The sequence below is a fragment of the Vibrio sp. D417a genome, assembly GCF_030248595.1.
GTDB classification, from domain to species: domain Bacteria; phylum Pseudomonadota; class Gammaproteobacteria; order Enterobacterales; family Vibrionaceae; genus Vibrio; species Vibrio alginolyticus.
This window is the reverse complement of record NZ_JAHGAM010000007.1, coordinates 43,237-59,623: the sequence shown is the minus strand read 5'-3', so window position 1 is coordinate 59,623 and position 16,387 is coordinate 43,237. Positions and strand designations below refer to the sequence as shown.

Below are 16,387 nucleotides of genomic sequence, written 5' to 3'. Positions count from 1 at the left end.
GGTAGAGGGTTAAAAACAAAAACAGCGAGCCGGTGCTCGCTGTTTTCGCTTAAATGAGTGTTAGACAGTAAATCTATTTAAGATTTGATCTTGTTTATGTACATCTTCTTGTTGCGCCTGCATCGCGTCGTTGGTTCGATTTGCCGATTCGGCGACTTGAGTCGATAGGTCTTTAATATTCACCGTATTGTTGTTGATCTCTTCAGCGACAAGGCTTTGCTCTTCCGCTGCTGAGGCAATTTGCAAGTTCATATCGGAAATACGCTGAATCGCGTCACGAATGCGTTGTAACGCACTATTTGCTAAACCCGCTTTTTCAACGGCCTCTATAGCACTACCTTTGCTTTGATGCATGGCATTTGCCACAGAAGAAGCGCCAGATTGTAGTTGCTCAATCATAGTACGAATCTCTGTTGTCGACTCTTGAGTACGTTGTGCCAGTGTACGGACTTCATCTGCAACAACGGCGAAGCCTCGGCCAGATTCTCCCGCACGTGCAGCCTCGATTGCGGCATTCAACGCGAGTAAGTTCGTTTGGTCCGCAATATCGTTGATGACTTTTAGAATCGTTTCGATATTGGCGGTAGCAGATTCCAACACTTGTACTTCTTCGACTGCAAGGTCAATGCTATCGGAAAGCATGTTTATCGTTTGTGTCGATTCACCAACGATAGAAGACCCCTCAACCGTTGCTTGGTCGGCTTCTTTGGCTGCACTTGCCGCACCTTGCGCATTATTAGCAACCTCTGTCGCGGTGACAGACATCTCATGCATCGCGGTAGCAAGTTGTTCTAGCTCTTGCAGCTGAGTGTGAATTGCGCCTGCCGAGTCTTTTGCGCCCTCAGCGGTGATTTGAGTTCCGTTTAAAATTTGATCAGAAATACGTTTCGACTCAATGATTTGCTGTTGTAAGTTCTCCATGAACGTATTGAAGTTTGTGGCAAGCTCAGAAAACTCTTGGTCAGTATCTGTTTCGAGGCGTTGTGTAAGGTCGCCTTTCCCTGATGCTACATCTTTAATCGCATTGTTTAGCGTGTCCAAAGGACGCATGAGAGTGCGAATCAACAGAGTTAGGGCGATAATAGATGCAATCACGGCAATGATTGTATAAATAATAGCGTTGTTACGGAGCTCTCCTACGGCAGAATAGGCAACTGCTTCATCGATCACCGAACCTACGTACCAGTTCTCGCCAGGAATGTGAGTCAGGTTAACCATGTAGCGGTTGCCATCAATCTCAACATGTTGTGCTGATTGCGTAAGTTCGATTTGTGGGAGGTAGCTACCGACTTTCTCACCGTTGTATTTACTTTGAGGGTGAGCAATGGTTGTGCCATCAGCGGTGATCAGAAATAAGTAACCAGCATCAAACAGATTCACTTGGTTGACCAGATCAGAAAGGGTAGTTAATTCGAGGTCATAAAACATACCGGCTAAAAACTGGCCATTTTCTTTTACTGGCGTACCAACAGAGATGATAACGTTTTTCGAAGACGCATCGACGTACGGATCGGTTACGACCAAATCGCCTTTGCTCTTAGCTGCAATAAACCAAGGACGCTGACGTGGGTCGTAGTCTGGACCCGCATCCCAGCCGTCGTCATTTTCAATCACAAAGCCATTACTTTCATAACCAAAACCGATGGCAAGGAAGCTGCTTTTTGGTGTGGGTCTTTCAAGTATGTTTTGAACATAGCTATGTGAACTGGGGTCAAGCTCAATCACTTCAGTAATGGAGCGAGCGAGATCCTTCTTTGCATTCATTTCTGATTGCACAGTGTTACCAACACTGGTCAATATCTCGTTTACACTTGAGTCGATTTGCTCCTGAGTTTGGGAGCGGATGGTCATAACTTGTTGTGTCGACAATAACGACACGGTAATTAGCAGCAAAAATGAAGAGGCTGTGACAACCTTATGTCTGAATTTCATGAGCTTTCCTCTGATTCTCCCGGTTGGTTCCACTTTGCTTTCGCCTCTTTTAAACCGAGCGAATTGGGCATAAAGAGAAACCTATTGTGTTTGGTTATATTTTTATCGACATCTTTGTCAAAAACATGAACTCATTTGTCGTCTTTTTTAACTAAATTTAAACAAACCGACAATTTACGTTAAAACTTGTGAGTGTGATCATATTTGCGATCTCAATTAATGAAATCGTCATAATGAAAAGAATTGCTTAACAAACAGTGGCATCAACTGGCTTTACAGGTGAGGTGATGAAAATTTTGTTGGTGCTGACAGGTGTTTTGTTGAAGTTTTGTCTTTGTAAATTATGAGCTTTTTACTAAAAGCCTAATGTGGACGGAGTTTTAGGTATAAAAAAGGCCCCGACGATGCGGAGCCTTTGTTAATTGACGTCTCGATTTTAGAAAATAAGATGAGCAACGCCAGCAATCACAGGTAACGTGATTAACGTACGTAAAATGAAAATTACGAAGAGCTCTACAATGTTTACTGGAATTTTGCTGCCTAACAGTAGGGCACCTACTTCCGACATGTAGATAAGCTGAGTTACTGACATTGCTGCAATAACAAAACGTGTCATTTCGTTATCGATTGAGGCCGCTAAAATTGCTGGAATAAACATATCTGCAAAGCCAACAACGATTGTCTGTGATGCTGCAACAGCTTCAGGGACTTGCAGTAGCTCTAGGTATGGGATAAACGGTTGACCCAGAATTGCAAATACAGGCGTGTATTCTGCAATCACCAATGCGACGGTACCAAGACCCATAACTACAGGTAGTACGCCAAATACCATGTCGACTGCGTTGTGTACGCCTTCTTTAAATACAGACTGAACCGATGTGACTTGACCAGCACGCTTAAGAGCTAGATCCATACCCCAAGAGAATGTGGTGTGGCCTTCTGGCACTGCATCTGCGTCTTTATCTGGGTTGCTGCCGTCAATGTAGCGATCTTTCTTCAGACTAAGCGGAGGCAGGCGAGGAATGATAATCGCTGCTACGATACCAGCTAGACAGATAGCGCCGTAGAAAGGTAAAAATAAGTGCTCTAGTTTTACCTGAGCGATAACAACTAAGCTAAACGTGATCGATACTGCTGAGAAAGTGGTCCCGACAACAGCCGCTTCACGCTGAGTATAGAACTTATTTTCGTATTGCTTGCTGGTTAGCAAGATACCAACACTTCCGTCGCCTAACCAAGATGCCATACAGTCAATTGCACTGCGGCCAGGTAGGTTGAATACCGGACGCATTATTTTACTGAGTAACGCACCAAATAGCTCCAGAAGACCGAAGTTCAAAAGAAGCGGAAGCAGTAAACCCGCGAAAATGAAAACGGCAAACAGAGTAGGTAGGAGACCAGTAAGAACAAGCCCGCCAGTGTTCTCTTCCCAAATTGCTTTTGGACCCACTTGGAAAAACGTCATTAACACGGCAGCGCCGCCGATTAAACGAACAACGAGCCAAAGTGGAGATGGGTTGAAGAGACCGTTTAAAAAACCATTACGTAAAATTGCAGCTGGCTTAAAAATTTTGCAAAGAACAGAAGCAACGGCCATGAAAGCGATGATACTGGTGACGATAGCAATCAAGGTATCGCCTAACACCGCTGGGATGACTTTTGCCATCACTGCAACGGGAATGGTTAGGCCGCCATCGTAAGAGATCGGAGCCATAAAGAGTAGAAGACCAATTAGGGAAGGGATGAAAAACATCCAAAAGTTGCCCTTAGGAGCTTCAGTAGCATTAGTGGTGTTATGCATAGTTGTCTCGTGTTACTACTAGTCAATACTTGCCATTTCCATGACATAAATATTCACTAAACATCCGTATTTAATCACAGTTTTGCGGAGGGTACCCGCAAACTGCATCCATTGCAATACTATTCATTAAATACATCTAGTTATTCAGCCGATTTGTCGGGTAATTGGTCAAATAACCTCTAAGTGTATGCGAATATGTTGCTTGTGTTAGAAAATTGTAGCACGAGAGGCGAATTGCGCAGTGAATTATGGGGCGCATTGTGACTGGAATAATAAAATGGTAAACAAATGTGATTTTGATCTAACTAACTTCTTTGCCAGAAATTCAGTTAGCCTTATCTATTTTAAGGTTTTTAGTGGTGTCAAAATACCGTTCAGCGTTTCTTGTACCGTTGCAGTGTGAACCTATTGAGCCAAATCCGATTGAAGCATGTCGCTTCAATCGGATCGAAATTTTATGCTTTTTGTTGACGGCTAAGTATGTATAGGTAACTCCAGTAAATCAGAGCTGTAGAAAAAGCCAATATTGCTGGGAAAACCAGCGTATATAAACCATATACCGTAAATAGAGCCGCTCCCGCGACGCCGCCAAACAAAAAGCCAAAGAAAATGAATAGGAATAATTTTGCTTTACGTCGGTCAAATTGACGACCTCTCAAGCTCTCTCCAATCATAATCCCTAGATCGGTGATGATTCCGGTCATATGTGTGGTTCTGACTACTGCGCCGCTAAACGTGGTGATCATGGCGTTTTGTAATCCACATGCTGCTGATGCTAGATATTGGCCGTACAAATCCCCTTGCACCAAAAAGCCCAAGCTGAGTAAGAGCAAGCTCCCTTCTATGCACAGTGCAACACCATATCTTCGCCCTAGTTTTAACGCACTGCTTTCAATAAAAAAGCCGCTAAAGGCAGCGCCAATCAAAAAGCTAAATACGATGAAGAGCAGGTGAATGGAGCTATCCACACCTGTTAGCAAGCTGTTCCCTAGCTGAGTTACGGTTCCCGAAAGATGAGTTATCGCTTGGTGTTGAAAGCCGAGAAGACCAACGGCGTTGACGCAGCCCGCGAGAAGAGCTAGTAGAAACGCGCCATATTCCACCCAACGAGGAAGTCTGGAAATCACAATAAACCCCCACCAAATATTAGGAGCCGATTATAGCGCTCACACCGAGTTACGAAACCCTTTACAGTAAAACTCGATTGATCATTCTCAAAAAAATCTCACTTATAGGGCGGTTGTCCGAGCCAAAGTAAATACGTGAACGCGGATTGCTCGCTAGCAGATGTGTTCCGTTGTGCATTCGAAACTCACCCACCCGTGTTTCATTTGTTCATAGACTGAAACGGTAGGTTGGTGGAACTCTTTATCGGTAAATAGACCGACGGGAATGATCATGATTTCTGGGTATGCAGCAACGAACAACCTCATTGTCGTGCCGCAGGATGGACAAAAGTCATACTGAACCTCACTGCCATCATCGCCAATTCGGGTATAGCTAGTGACTTCACCGTTTAAAGTGACATGCTCTTTTTCAAAGCGAGCTTGTACCCCAAAAACACTGCCAGTTCGTTTTTGGCATTCGAAGCAATGGCAGACAGACGTGTGGGTGGGCTCTCCCTTACAACGGATCTCAACTAAACCGCAGGCGCACTCGCATGTATGAATGGTTTTTGTCATCGTGATTACCTATTTGTCCCAATACACCAATAGACCTAGAGCACAGAGCTTGTGTCACTAGCTCGTTATGAGCTCTGGACTTGAAACTATTTGGATACAATCAGTTTAGTTTAATTTTGAAACACTTGAAGAGGTGAAATCATTTGGGTATACAATGGTATACTCGCTTTTCGTTTATACCTTGAAACAAGGAAGTCTTCATGACTCACAAAAAAATCCTGCCGATACCACTTATTCTACTTATTCCAATCGTTTTATTAGTTGTGGTTGTGATCGCAGGTGTTTATCGTTTTAGTTTGTCTGATGACGAGATCATGGCTAAGTTTCCTCAAACAGAAGTAGAAACTAACGTTATTGTGCAAGAGACGCTTGGGATCACTGCACGTAACCCTTGGACGATCCAAGTACCCGAGCAGGGTGCGGTCACTTTTCTTGATGAGTGGGATAAAGAAAACGGCTATTTGATCGGTGACTATGATTCAGGTACGACAAAAGGTCAGGTACTTGTTCCAACTGCGTCGATTAGCCAGCGTGAGATTGAAGGTGTTTCATGGGTTGTTGCACCGATGATTGTAACGACACAAGGTAGCGGTTCGTTTAACTATGTTGGCTTGTTCAAGTTTGACCCCGTGCCGAGCCGAGTTGTCCTTTTAGACAGTATTTTTGTTGGTGACCGCGTGAAATTTACTCAGCTCGAATGGAAAAGTGATACAACTATCACGCTTTCATATTTAGCGCACGGTGATGATCAAGCAATGGCAGACACGCCAAATCAATTCAATTCATCCACATTACAGCGTGTAGGGAATAACTTACATATGCAACAGTGATGAATTTTTTTTGAGTTCTGTAAAAATTCAGTATTTTCTGCGCTAGATCTCGAAATTTCCTAGTGATTTCTTATTCGGGAATGCATAAGCTATGAGCCTTGTTTGAAAGGAGATAGTAATTCCCGTGTCTACAAATGAAATTACAAGACGGTTGCCGAATCTGACAAGTCGTAGAGCGCTGCTGTTATACTCCTTGCCAGTTTTAGTTGCGATTGGTGTTTCTCACTCTCTCAAAGAGTCATCTTTAACCAAAACCATCGCATTGAACCTACCTGAATCTCAGGTCGTTGAAAAAATTCTTGATGCGACAACTGCCGAAGTTGTCACTCCCCCGAACTTCGAATATCAAATCCAAGCAGGTGACAACCTAAGCACTATTTTTAGTCAGCTCGGTTTCGGTTACAGCTCGTTAATGAAAGTAATGGAAACGGATTTGAACTACTTGGCACTTGATACACTTAAGCCGGGCAATACGCTCCGTTTCTGGCGTGATGATGCGACAGGCGAGTTAGCGAAAATGGAACTGCAATTTTCTATTGCAGATAAAGTGGTCTACAAGCTGAATAGTGATGGTAGCTATGACTTTACTGATATTTCCATTCCTGGCGTGTGGAGCCAAGAACCTTTAGTTGGCGTTATTCAAGGCAGTTTTTCTTCTTCTGCGAGTCGTTTAGGTTTAACGTCGGCGGAAGTGAGTCAAGTCGTAAGCTTACTCAAAGAACAACTTAACTTTGGACGTGATCTTCGTGCAGGTGATCGATTTGAAGTTGTTCGTCGCTCACAAAGCATCAATGGTGTACCAACAGGTAAGAACGAAATTGAGGCGATTAAGATTTATAATCGCGGCCGCGAGATCACCGCTTACCTTCATACTGATGGTCAATTCTACAATGCCAAAGGTGAAAGCTTACAGCGCGCATTCCAGCGTTACCCTGTAAGTAGCCGTTGGCGTATCAGTTCTGGCTTTAATCCTAATCGTTTACATCCAGTAACGGGGCGTGTTGCGCCGCACAACGGCACTGACTTTGCTGTACCAACCGGTACACCAGTCGTTTCTACTGGTGATGGTACAGTGATCATGACTCGTAAACACCCTTATGCGGGTAACTACGTGGTTGTTGAGCACGGCAGCAAATACAAAACCCGTTACTTACACCTAAGTAAGATTTTGGTGAAGAAAGGGCAAAAGGTTTCTCGAGGCCAGCGTATCGGTCTTTCTGGTAAAACAGGTCGAGTGACTGGGCCACACCTTCACTATGAGTTGATTGAATACGGCCGTCCAGTTAACGCTATGCGAGCAAATATCCCAATGGCGAGTTCTGTTCCTAAGAAAGAGATGGCTACTTTTGTCGCGAACAGAGATGAAATGGATAGACTATTACGCGATAAAGAGAAAGCAGTGCTGTAATAAAGTACTTCGCTTAAAAAACAAAAAGAGACTAAGCATAGCTTGGTCTCTTTTACTTTGTGCATTAACTAGATTTGAATTCTATGACAGCAGTCTGTTCAGTACGTTAGGCACTCCGCACTTCACGTTCATTTATCAGGTGTACGATCTCTTCAACACTGTGTGGACGAGAGTAAAAATAACCTTGGATGTAGTGGCAGCCCATTTCAATTAACTTTTGTAGTGCTCTATCGTCTTCTACGCCTTCGGCAATCAAATCCACATCAAGCAGCTCTGCCAATTGCGCTATCAAAAACACTACTTGTTCAGAGGTTGTATTTGAGAGCATGTTCTGCACAAAGGTAGCATCGATTTTGATGCTATCAATTGGATAATTGTGTATATAGTTCAAGCTTGAGTATCCCGTACCAAAATCATCCAGTGCGACTTTAAAACCCAAGTATCGCAACGAGTTAAGTACCATCTGTTCACGGCCACTTTGTGAGAGTAAGACGGTCTCGGTGAGCTCTATAACAAAGTCTTTTGCTTCGTGCTGATACTTTTCAACCATGTTGGTTAAGTGATTAATATAACGGTTGGAATCAACCAGCTCATACGCTGAGCAATTGATGGAGAGTTTGACTTTATAGCCTAGGTTCGCTTCGAGTTCTTGCTTTGCGATACACGCGAGTTCAATAATCCGTTCACCTAACTCGATAATCAGGCCTGATTGTTCGGCAGCTTCAATGAACTCCGCTGGAGAGATATTTCCATAGATATTGCTATTCCAACGAGTCAAAATTTCAAAGTAATTCCAGCGGTCGCTCGTGATATCGACGATCGGTTGAACCACTACATACAACTCATCGCTGTCTTGTATATCAGTACTTAGCTGGATTCGCATTGCCTCAATAAGCTGCGTCCTACGGTGGTATAAAGCACTAAGGTGTGTGTCGTAATGCTGAATCCGTGTATCGCGGTGTTTTTTACAATCTTTGAGAGCGAGACTGGCATTCAAAATCAGCTCATCGCTGTTCAACATATGTACTGGGGCACGTGCAATACCAATACTAACGGTGAAAGAAATCCGGTTAGATTTGTCGCTGTAGCCGCTTTCAATTTTGTCGAGTACTTCCTGACACACGGCGACAGGATCTTCGTCGTACGTGATGAAGGCGAATTCATCTCCTGCAACACGGAACGCATTGTTTGGCGACGACAAGCTCTGTTGAATGGCGTTAGCTGTGAACTTAATGATTTGGTCGCCGATATAGTTTCCGTTGATATCATTGATCGATTTGAAATTATCGATATCAAGATACGCCAAACTGAATGGGCGAGTCGCCTGCTGCGTTAATGTCTCCAAGGTATCAGCTAAACAGCTACGGTTGAGCAGTCCAGTTAGGTTATCATGCGATACCTCATAGCTAAGCTGATTAAGAAGCTTATCTGAACGTTCACTGACCCACTTTTCACGTAAGCTATGAATAATGACATTGGCATAAAATCGGTGGAAGTCGAGGATATCTTGCGCTTCTTTCGCGTGGATGCTTCGGGTAAAGGTAGACAGTAAAATTCCCAGAACTTCGCCATTTTGTGTCTTCAATGGCAGGCCAATGTAAGCTTGAATGCCATCTTCTTGAAACATCTGATCTTCAGGAAAACGCTTGTATACCTGGTCTTGATAGAAAATATGTTCGCCAATGTCTTTCGCCACTTTTTCACAGGGGGTGCCTGAAAGGTGGTAGCTTAGGTTGTCTGTAATTTTTCCATTGCTGGCGAAGGAAATGGTATGAGCCGAATGCTGAAGATGCGCAACTTCTACAACGCAAGTGCAATGGCTCTGCAAGTGTTGATGAATATCTAGCGTGACTCGGTTTAGCTGAGCCGTGCCGTTTAGCTTCAATATCTCATCAATTTTGTGGAAACTGATTTGTACCTGACCCATTGAGCATTTCACCTAGCGTTGTTATTTACATATCGTGTAAGACACGACGAATTATTATTTGATATGCATCAAATAAACTATCGGTTACTAAGGCAGATTTTTCAAATTTTGTGAACGAACAAATCATTATTTTCATGTTTTTATGCTTGAACCTTTTAAAGCTATAGCGATAAAAACGCTAAGCTAGGCGCGCTTCTCCTCTTCTAATCGTGATTTGAGATAATCGAGGAATAGCTTAGTTCGGGTATGCTGATAATCCAGCTTTGGATAGTAGGCATATACAGTGGCTTTATCCGCTGTGATATCGGGCAGGATAGGGACTAACGCGCCGGATTTGAGATCATCTTTGATCATGACGTTGTTCGTCATCAAAATACCCATGCCTCTTTTGGCACCATGAAACAGCGCTTCTGGGTTGGTCGTGGCAAAGTTACCGGACAAGCTGATACGTTTGCCTCGATTTGTTTTGATTTCTCGTGAGGGTTTTTCTCCCCAAATCAGGACATTATGCTCTGTCAGATCCTCAACGCATTGTGGGGTGCCGTATTTTTTTAGGTAACTAGGCGCAGCGTAAAACTGGGCTTTATGTTCGAAAAGCGCAGTGGCTTTGAAACTCAGAGAGTTCAGTTGCTCTAATTCCCGGCTAATAAACAGGTCTAAGCTTAGCTCTGGCAATTGACCTGGTAGCGTTGTTGTTAATTGAAGTGTGATGTCTGGATATTTATCAAGAAAATCATCAAGATAATGAACTAGAAATTTAGAACCAACGGCCAACGTTGCCCCAATCTTTAATAGCCCCGCTGGTGATTGGTTGACTGAGCGAGTTTCATCTAATACCGATTGCCATGAATCAAGCTGACTTTTTGCTCGTTGATAAAACAGAGCACCAGCTTCAGTTTGGCTAATTGAGCGGGTCGTACGTTTGAGTAGTTGAACGCCAATTTTATCTTCTAGCCATTGAACTCGCTTACTGATAGCTGAGCTGGTGGTATTGAGTTTCCGCGCTGCGGCATTAAAGCTACCTTCTTCGACCACACGAATATAACTCTTCACGCTTTGAATCCAGTCCATTGTATCTCCTTGGGAATTAATTCCTTTCCAACTTAGCTGATTATCATCTTTGAGTATCAAATATACACTGTTTGCCATCAATCTGTCACAAAGTAGGAGGAACGTTTGCGTAAAACACCATTGTTATTAGCGATGATGATCATTGCCACAGGCCAAGTTGGCGTTAGTATTTATCTTCCTTCTTTGCCATTGATTGGTCATGACTTGAATTTGCCGCAACATTCGATTCAGAATCTCGTCACGCTATTTCTCGTTGGCTTCGGTATCTCTCAGCTTTTTTACGGCCCATTGTCTGATGCGATTGGTCGTCGGCCGGTGTTTATTCTGGGGCAAAGTGTATATTTAGTTGGTACGGTTATTTGCATCGCGTTTTCGGACAACATTGTTGCCCTTGAAGCGGGACGGTTACTGCAAGGCCTAGGAGCGGGCAGCGCTTCGGTACTTGGTCGGTTAGTACTGCGTGATAGTTATGACGGTATGCAATTAACCAAAGCGCTATCTTATATTTCAGTCACTGCTTCAGTGATGCCAATTATTGCTCCGCTGTTTGGTGGCTGGATTGCTTTTCACCTGAGTTGGCATGCTGTCTTCGTGTTTGTACTGATTTACTTAATGGCAATTTTTACACTTGGTTTATTGGTGCTGCCAGAAACGCTGCCTTATCCGAAGAGAAAATTTAAAGTAGGCGAAGTAAGCGCGAACTATTTGCGTCTGTTAACGAATACACAAGTGATTGGTAGTGCGAGCTACAACTGGCTTAGTTATTTATCGGCTCTGGTTACTCTCTCCTTGTATCCATTTTTAATGCAACAAGAGTTAGGATTAACGGCGGCAGATTACGGCTCTTTGATGATCATACCATCAGTTGGTTTGCTGACGGGTAGCTTAGTGCTGAACTTGATCAATGCTCGTTACAAAGCTCAGCAAATCTTGCTGATGAGTTTCGCGATTGTTGCTGTTGCTGGCTTCATGTTGTTGGTTACCCCCTTCAGTGTATTTTCATTGCTGACGGCATTCACGTGTTTAAGTTTTGCTCAAGGAATGTCATTCCCGGTATCGATCAGTTTGCTACTTTCACCACATAAGCAACAGGCAGGCGCGGTTTCTGCGCTATCTGGTTCTATTCAAATGTGTTTAGCAGGTTTGTTTGGTGGGTACTTAGTAGACTCATGGGTTACGAATCAGCAGCAGCTTGGGGTGTTTTATTTGTTTATTGCGTTACTTTCTTGCTTTGTTCTTGTACTAAGCCAATTTCGTAAAGTGCCAGAAGGGACGGTTCAAGCAGAAACTTCCATCTGAATATACTTGCAACCAGAAGGTCGGCTTTCTAAAATGCGCAGCTAAATTAAGTCTGGCTTGTTGTGTATACTGAATGACTTGGTTTGAAAGGAAGAGGGCGAACCTTGATACTTCTCTCAAGCTTGGAATACATTTCTGCCCAATGGCTATCCGATCTCTAATCGTTAGGTGAAAGAATGCAACAAAACGAATTTGAAACACTGGTAAAAGAAATTACTCAGCAAGAAAGCATGCCAAAGGCACTTGAAATCTTGAAGGCGTGTGAGGAAGAAGAAGTTGCACAAGCGGCGCAATCCCTAACGGGTCAGTTTGGCCTTGCAGAAGTTGATGGTGAGAAACGTATTTACCATATTACCACTCAAGAAGATGAGTCCGGAGAAGAGCAAGAATACGTAGAGCACGTCATGAATGAAGGCGATCACTTGATCAAGTTTGCTGCGTGGTTCTTTGAAACATTCTTTGAAATCAAACAGAAAGATACGTACGTCGCAGCGGGTAAAACATACCAACAACCTAAGCGATAGACGCTCATTTCAAGAAATCCACGAAAATCAAACTGAAAGTTAATTACAAAATAAATGTGACTGGAGTCTTGTTTTTATCTAATTGTGGTGTAAAATTACAACATAGTTAAGTCAATACATTCAGGAGAAGGTCATGGGTAACGAACTTGGTGGTGCTTATATTGGCCAGATGATTGCAAAAGACGCGATGCACAAAGCGCTTTACGGTAAAGCGAAGAAGAAAAAAGCTTCTGTTTTTGCTCGTGTTATTAAAAAACTGGCGAAATAATTTAAAAAGCCCTGATTGAAAAATCAGGGCTTTTTGCTTTTCTCTGTTTTGTTGTTAGTAAGTAGCCAACATATTGCACAACATGGCAAAACGCTACTCAAAGACTGATGACATTTAAATCTAGAATTACGCGGATTGGCTTGGTATCTCCACAACATTGTTAGGCACTTTATCTAGCCCCTTTGCTGATAACCACTTTTCTAAATCGTCAGCGCCTCCAATATATTTTCCATCTAACCAGATTTGCGGCACTGTTACCGGTGTTTTTTCGCCAATGATGGCTTTTACTTCAGGAATCATGCGGTATAAGGCGGCGCTGTCTTTAACTACATCATGGTACTCATACTGAACGCCAGCCTCGTCAAGTAATTGTTTGGCTTTGACACAGTAAGGGCAAGTTGCTTTACCATAAACAATGTTGCCTTTTAGCTCATCGCGTTTTACCCACTCAGCAATAACAGACTGTACAAGCACACCCCGATTCAATGCTTCTCCTTGGCTGATAACTTTCCCTTCGACAAGAAGAATGGGTGCATGCCAAGCACCAGCTTTTAATGGTTCCCACCAGTGCGATAACCAATCTTTTACTTCAAGTTCAACGGGCACATCGGCTAGTTCGTTTTCAAAAGTATCCTTTAAAATATCTTTGGTTAATGTACATTCACCACAAGGAATATTGACTTTGAATGGGCCCCAACTACCAGCCCAGCGATACAGTGTAATTTTGATTGGTTGACTCATATGGGTTCCTCATTTCCTTTCCTGAAAATATAGAACTTTTAAATTAGATTTTTCTTTCAACTAACTTTGTCTTTTTCGCTTCCCAATGCGTAATAAACGCAATAGATGCAATAATAATCGCAGCACCTAACCATAAACGACCAGGAGGCACCCAACCAAACACCAACCAACCAGCAACAACATTCAAAGGCAGTTTGGCGTGATCAAATGGTTGCACAAATGAGGCGTCTGCTACTGCATATGCTTTAACGATAGCCCATTGAGCGAGTGCTGTAAGTGCACCTGCGGCTAAAAGCACACCCCATATCGTCCACGTATCTGGCATAGTAAACGTCGGTATCGCTAACAAGATATTAAATGGCGTTATCAGCAGTAATAAATAGACAACCATGGTTGAAGGCGGATCGTTTACCGACATTTTTTTAACCATTAATGAATACGCTGCCCAGAAAAATGCGGCGCCAACAGGGAGCAGGGTCGCCCATGTAAATGAGTCTGCCCAAGGCTCAAGAATGATCATGGCACCAACAAACCCCGTCAATGTAGCGAGCCAGCGTGCAGTACCTACTTTCTCTTTGAGTAACAAGCCAGAACCAACTGTGGCAAATAACGGGGAGGTCATGAGAAGTGCAATACCTTGCCAAATTGGAACTGGGTAAGCGAGAGCCCATAACCAAAGTTGAATCCCGATAACAGAGAGAAAAATGCGGAATGCATGCCAGCCAAAGTGTTGGGTTCTTAAAGAACGTCTAATCCCAAGTGTACGTAGGTAGGGCAGAATAACAAATAAGGCGATTGCATATTGGAATAACGCAAATGTGGTGGAGGAGACACCAAAGTTGATGCTAGCAATTTGGGCGAAGCTGTTCACTATGGCGAATGCCAAGCCAGCTGTTAGCATCCAGGACGCACCTTGAACAGGATGATGATTCAATTGAAAAATTCCAGTTTGATAGAGGTGGCGGGATCATACGTCCTATTGTTTTTCGCGCCAATAAAAAAATGCCTCCCAGAGGGAGGCGACATTACCAATTCAAAGGACGTGCCTGTTATAACAGGTACAAAGAACGAGAAGCACAAACGCTGCCATGCATTTGCATAAATAATATTGCAGAACACGTGCCAACTTTTATATGTTTGATTTTAAATGGTTTTTTGGTTTTTCTATTTTGTCGATTAGATGAAATGCACTAACTTAGTGATCAATCGCATTAAAAGAGGGCAGAAGTAGGCGTCGTTACGCTCGTTTTTCATTGCTGAGCGATGCTTGGATAGTGTGAAAACTTATCGAGTTGTGTTGGGTTACATAAAAAATGGCCAGCAAAGGTGCTGGCCAAGTGGACTCGCTCTTAGGACAAGAGTGAATTAGAAATCGTAACGTACGCCTAGGCGCAGTGTATCTTCGCCTTCTGTTACTAGACCTGTTGTTGCATCTTTTGCTTCATCAAGTTGGTTGATGTAGTAAGACAGGTAAGTACGGAAGTTGCTGTTTAGTTTGTAGTAACCAACAAGCTCGATACCTTCAACTGTGTCGTACTTTGAACCGTTGTCTGGATCATTCTCTTGAGCTGTGTATAGAGCTGCAAGTGTCACTTTGCTTGCTACTTTGTAGCTTGCGACTAGCTCGTAAGCCGTAAAGTCTTCAGAGTCAGTCAGGGAACCTTGAGAATAAGTACCTGCTAGGTAAAGGTTGTCCATCGAGTAAGCGATACCACCTAGAATTTGATCTTCAGAGTTATCTTTATCTACATCGCCACCAGAGTATGCAAGACCAAAGTCGAGGCCCATTGGTAGTGAGTACATTCCAGAGATGCCGTATTTATCTTCGTTATCGCTAGAGTTTGCTTGGTAGGTTGCTTGAAGTTGTAGTGCATCAAACGCACCACGGTATGCGAAAACGCTGTCTTGCTTATCAGAAGACGAATCAATAACTTGCTGAACACCAGAGAATTCTGTGATATCCGTCATGTCAGAGATGATGACTGCAGCCATGTCTTGACGACCTACAGAGAAAGCACCGATATCAGAGTCGACGCCTGCATACATGTAGCGGTTTTTGAATTCACTCTTGCCCGTTTTTTGTTCGGCTTCGTAAACACCGAAAGCAGAAAGGCCGTTGCCGATGTCTGTTTTACCTTTTAGGTTAAGACGAGCACGGCTTTTATCTTCCATGGAACCTTCAACTTCAGCACCGTCTGAACCGATGAAGTCACCACGAAACTCAACGCGGCCGCCAACTTTTAATTCAGTACCGTCGTTTTTGTATACAGTTGCTGCGAATGATGGTGCTGATACCAATGCTGTAAGAATTGCAGTAGTTAGTGCTGCCTTTTTCATTTTCTTATTACCCTAGTTGTAATCGATGGGCTTTCTTGCCCGATGTGTTGATGACGCTAAGGTAAAGGCTGAAAATGAAAGATAGATTTCTGTTAAGTTATGATTTGATTGCACTTTTATTGCTGGCGAGAATAAGTGCCCCTTCTCATACCACTTATAAAAAGAAAGGTTTATCTTTTTTGAGGTTTTTTCCTCTCCGTTGAAGACTGTGTTTTTTTCAAAAAGTTCCTGAATTGTTTCTTGACCCTAAATGTAAGTAAACATTTCAATTTGGCAGGGAAGTTTGGCCTAAAAATAGCGAATCATCAGCTATTTGTGAGCTAACTCTCTCTAAAGCATTTCTTATTGTAAGGTTTTTATTTCTCGATTTCTTGAAGGCTAAGTAAACGATTGCTTTTTAGGTTTTGTCTGAGAACTTTTCACTCGGTTGTCAGGAACTAATCAAATAAAGTGTCGGCAGTTGTTACACAAAGGTAAAACTAATCTGGTGGAAACGATGCCTCGGATAGCCTTTGTATTCCTCTCTTTGTTCATCATTTCGTTTTTACGAAAGTGAACCAAAGCCGG

14 protein-coding genes are annotated in these 16,387 nt (G+C 43.1%); 5 read left to right on the top strand and 9 right to left on the bottom strand.

Annotated features, from left to right (window positions below; genetic code table 11):
* Nucleotides 1-60: 60 nt before the first annotated feature.
* The 4 genes from KI742_RS08185 to KI742_RS08170 form a co-directional block, all read right to left on the bottom strand.
* Entirely contained in the window at nucleotides 61-1,932 is a 1,872-nt protein-coding gene (locus KI742_RS08185) for a methyl-accepting chemotaxis protein (protein ID WP_285385727.1), read from the bottom strand.
* 436 nt (nucleotides 1,933-2,368) lie between these two features.
* Complete coding sequence (locus tag KI742_RS08180) at nucleotides 2,369-3,733, bottom strand: YjiH family protein (protein WP_017635848.1); 1,365 nt, start codon at nucleotides 3,731-3,733, stop codon at nucleotides 2,369-2,371.
* A 455-nt stretch (nucleotides 3,734-4,188) separates the two neighbouring features.
* Complete coding sequence (locus KI742_RS08175; protein ID WP_005375484.1) at nucleotides 4,189-4,860, bottom strand: YoaK family protein; 672 nt, start codon at nucleotides 4,858-4,860, stop codon at nucleotides 4,189-4,191.
* 153 nt (nucleotides 4,861-5,013) lie between these two features.
* A complete protein-coding gene (locus KI742_RS08170; protein WP_025768472.1) occupies nucleotides 5,014-5,415 on the bottom strand; it encodes a GFA family protein in 402 nt (133 codons plus the stop codon).
* A 200-nt stretch (nucleotides 5,416-5,615) separates the two neighbouring features.
* On the opposite strand from KI742_RS08170, the gene KI742_RS08165 reads away from it, so the two are divergent.
* Nucleotides 5,616-6,245, top strand: a complete 630-nt coding sequence (locus KI742_RS08165) for a hypothetical protein (RefSeq protein WP_054865857.1) — start codon at nucleotides 5,616-5,618, stop codon at nucleotides 6,243-6,245.
* Nucleotides 6,246-6,369: 124 nt separating this feature from the next.
* Nucleotides 6,370-7,653 (top strand): peptidoglycan DD-metalloendopeptidase family protein, encoded by a 1,284-nt coding sequence (locus KI742_RS08160; protein WP_025768471.1) that lies wholly within the window; start codon nucleotides 6,370-6,372, stop codon nucleotides 7,651-7,653.
* Nucleotides 7,654-7,759: 106 nt separating this feature from the next.
* Here the strand turns inward: KI742_RS08160 and KI742_RS08155 are convergent, their stop codons facing one another.
* Together KI742_RS08155 and KI742_RS08150 are read right to left on the bottom strand one after the other, a co-directional pair.
* Nucleotides 7,760-9,580: a bifunctional diguanylate cyclase/phosphodiesterase gene (locus KI742_RS08155; protein WP_005375494.1), complete on the bottom strand. Its 1,821-nt coding sequence runs from the start codon at nucleotides 9,578-9,580 to the stop codon at nucleotides 7,760-7,762.
* Between the two features lie 183 nt (nucleotides 9,581-9,763).
* Nucleotides 9,764-10,651 carry a LysR family transcriptional regulator gene (locus KI742_RS08150; RefSeq protein ID WP_025768470.1) on the bottom strand — a complete coding sequence of 296 codons (888 nt, stop codon included), beginning with the start codon at nucleotides 10,649-10,651 and terminating at the stop codon, nucleotides 9,764-9,766.
* 105 nt (nucleotides 10,652-10,756) lie between these two features.
* Here KI742_RS08150 and KI742_RS08145 point away from each other — a divergent pair, with 105 nt between their 5' ends.
* From KI742_RS08145 to KI742_RS08135, 3 genes are all read left to right on the top strand, one after another.
* The gene (locus KI742_RS08145; RefSeq protein WP_285385725.1) at nucleotides 10,757-11,950 is read left to right on the top strand and encodes a multidrug effflux MFS transporter; all 1,194 of its coding nucleotides are present in this window, start codon (nucleotides 10,757-10,759) and stop codon (nucleotides 11,948-11,950) included.
* A gap of 176 nt (nucleotides 11,951-12,126) precedes the next feature.
* Entirely contained in the window at nucleotides 12,127-12,474 is a 348-nt protein-coding gene (locus tag KI742_RS08140) for a hypothetical protein (RefSeq protein WP_005375501.1), read from the top strand.
* Nucleotides 12,475-12,607: 133 nt separating this feature from the next.
* On the top strand, nucleotides 12,608-12,742 hold the full coding sequence (locus tag KI742_RS08135) for a hypothetical protein (protein ID WP_017635854.1): 135 nt from the start codon (nucleotides 12,608-12,610) through the stop codon (nucleotides 12,740-12,742).
* 126 nt (nucleotides 12,743-12,868) lie between these two features.
* Here the strand turns inward: KI742_RS08135 and KI742_RS08130 are convergent, their stop codons facing one another.
* From KI742_RS08130 to KI742_RS08120, 3 genes are all read right to left on the bottom strand, one after another.
* Nucleotides 12,869-13,483: a glutaredoxin domain-containing protein gene (locus tag KI742_RS08130; RefSeq protein ID WP_005385185.1), complete on the bottom strand. Its 615-nt coding sequence runs from the start codon at nucleotides 13,481-13,483 to the stop codon at nucleotides 12,869-12,871.
* Between the two features lie 43 nt (nucleotides 13,484-13,526).
* Entirely contained in the window at nucleotides 13,527-14,384 is an 858-nt protein-coding gene (locus KI742_RS08125) for a DMT family transporter (protein ID WP_005375542.1), read from the bottom strand.
* Nucleotides 14,385-14,848: 464 nt separating this feature from the next.
* Nucleotides 14,849-15,820, bottom strand: a complete 972-nt coding sequence (locus KI742_RS08120) for a porin (protein ID WP_005375535.1) — start codon at nucleotides 15,818-15,820, stop codon at nucleotides 14,849-14,851.
* Between the last annotated feature and the right edge of the window lie 567 nt (nucleotides 15,821-16,387).

What these genes read in the sequence shown, in the direction of transcription:
- KI742_RS08135 (WP_017635854.1), top strand. Translation starts at nt 12,608, where the DNA reads ATGGGTAACGAACTTGGTGGTGCTTATATTGGCCAGATGATTGCAAAA.
- KI742_RS08185 (WP_285385727.1), bottom strand. Translation starts at nt 1,932, where the DNA reads ATGAAATTCAGACATAAGGTTGTCACAGCCTCTTCATTTTTGCTGCTA.
- KI742_RS08150 (WP_025768470.1), bottom strand. Translation starts at nt 10,651, where the DNA reads ATGGACTGGATTCAAAGCGTGAAGAGTTATATTCGTGTGGTCGAAGAA.
- KI742_RS08125 (WP_005375542.1), bottom strand. Translation starts at nt 14,384, where the DNA reads ATGCTAACAGCTGGCTTGGCATTCGCCATAGTGAACAGCTTCGCCCAA.
- KI742_RS08170 (WP_025768472.1), bottom strand. Translation starts at nt 5,415, where the DNA reads ATGACAAAAACCATTCATACATGCGAGTGCGCCTGCGGTTTAGTTGAG.
- KI742_RS08165 (WP_054865857.1), top strand. Translation starts at nt 5,616, where the DNA reads ATGACTCACAAAAAAATCCTGCCGATACCACTTATTCTACTTATTCCA.
- KI742_RS08180 (WP_017635848.1), bottom strand. Translation starts at nt 3,733, where the DNA reads ATGCATAACACCACTAATGCTACTGAAGCTCCTAAGGGCAACTTTTGG.
- KI742_RS08140 (WP_005375501.1), top strand. Translation starts at nt 12,127, where the DNA reads ATGCAACAAAACGAATTTGAAACACTGGTAAAAGAAATTACTCAGCAA.
- KI742_RS08120 (WP_005375535.1), bottom strand. Translation starts at nt 15,820, where the DNA reads ATGAAAAAGGCAGCACTAACTACTGCAATTCTTACAGCATTGGTATCA.
- KI742_RS08130 (WP_005385185.1), bottom strand. Translation starts at nt 13,483, where the DNA reads ATGAGTCAACCAATCAAAATTACACTGTATCGCTGGGCTGGTAGTTGG.
- KI742_RS08155 (WP_005375494.1), bottom strand. Translation starts at nt 9,580, where the DNA reads ATGGGTCAGGTACAAATCAGTTTCCACAAAATTGATGAGATATTGAAG.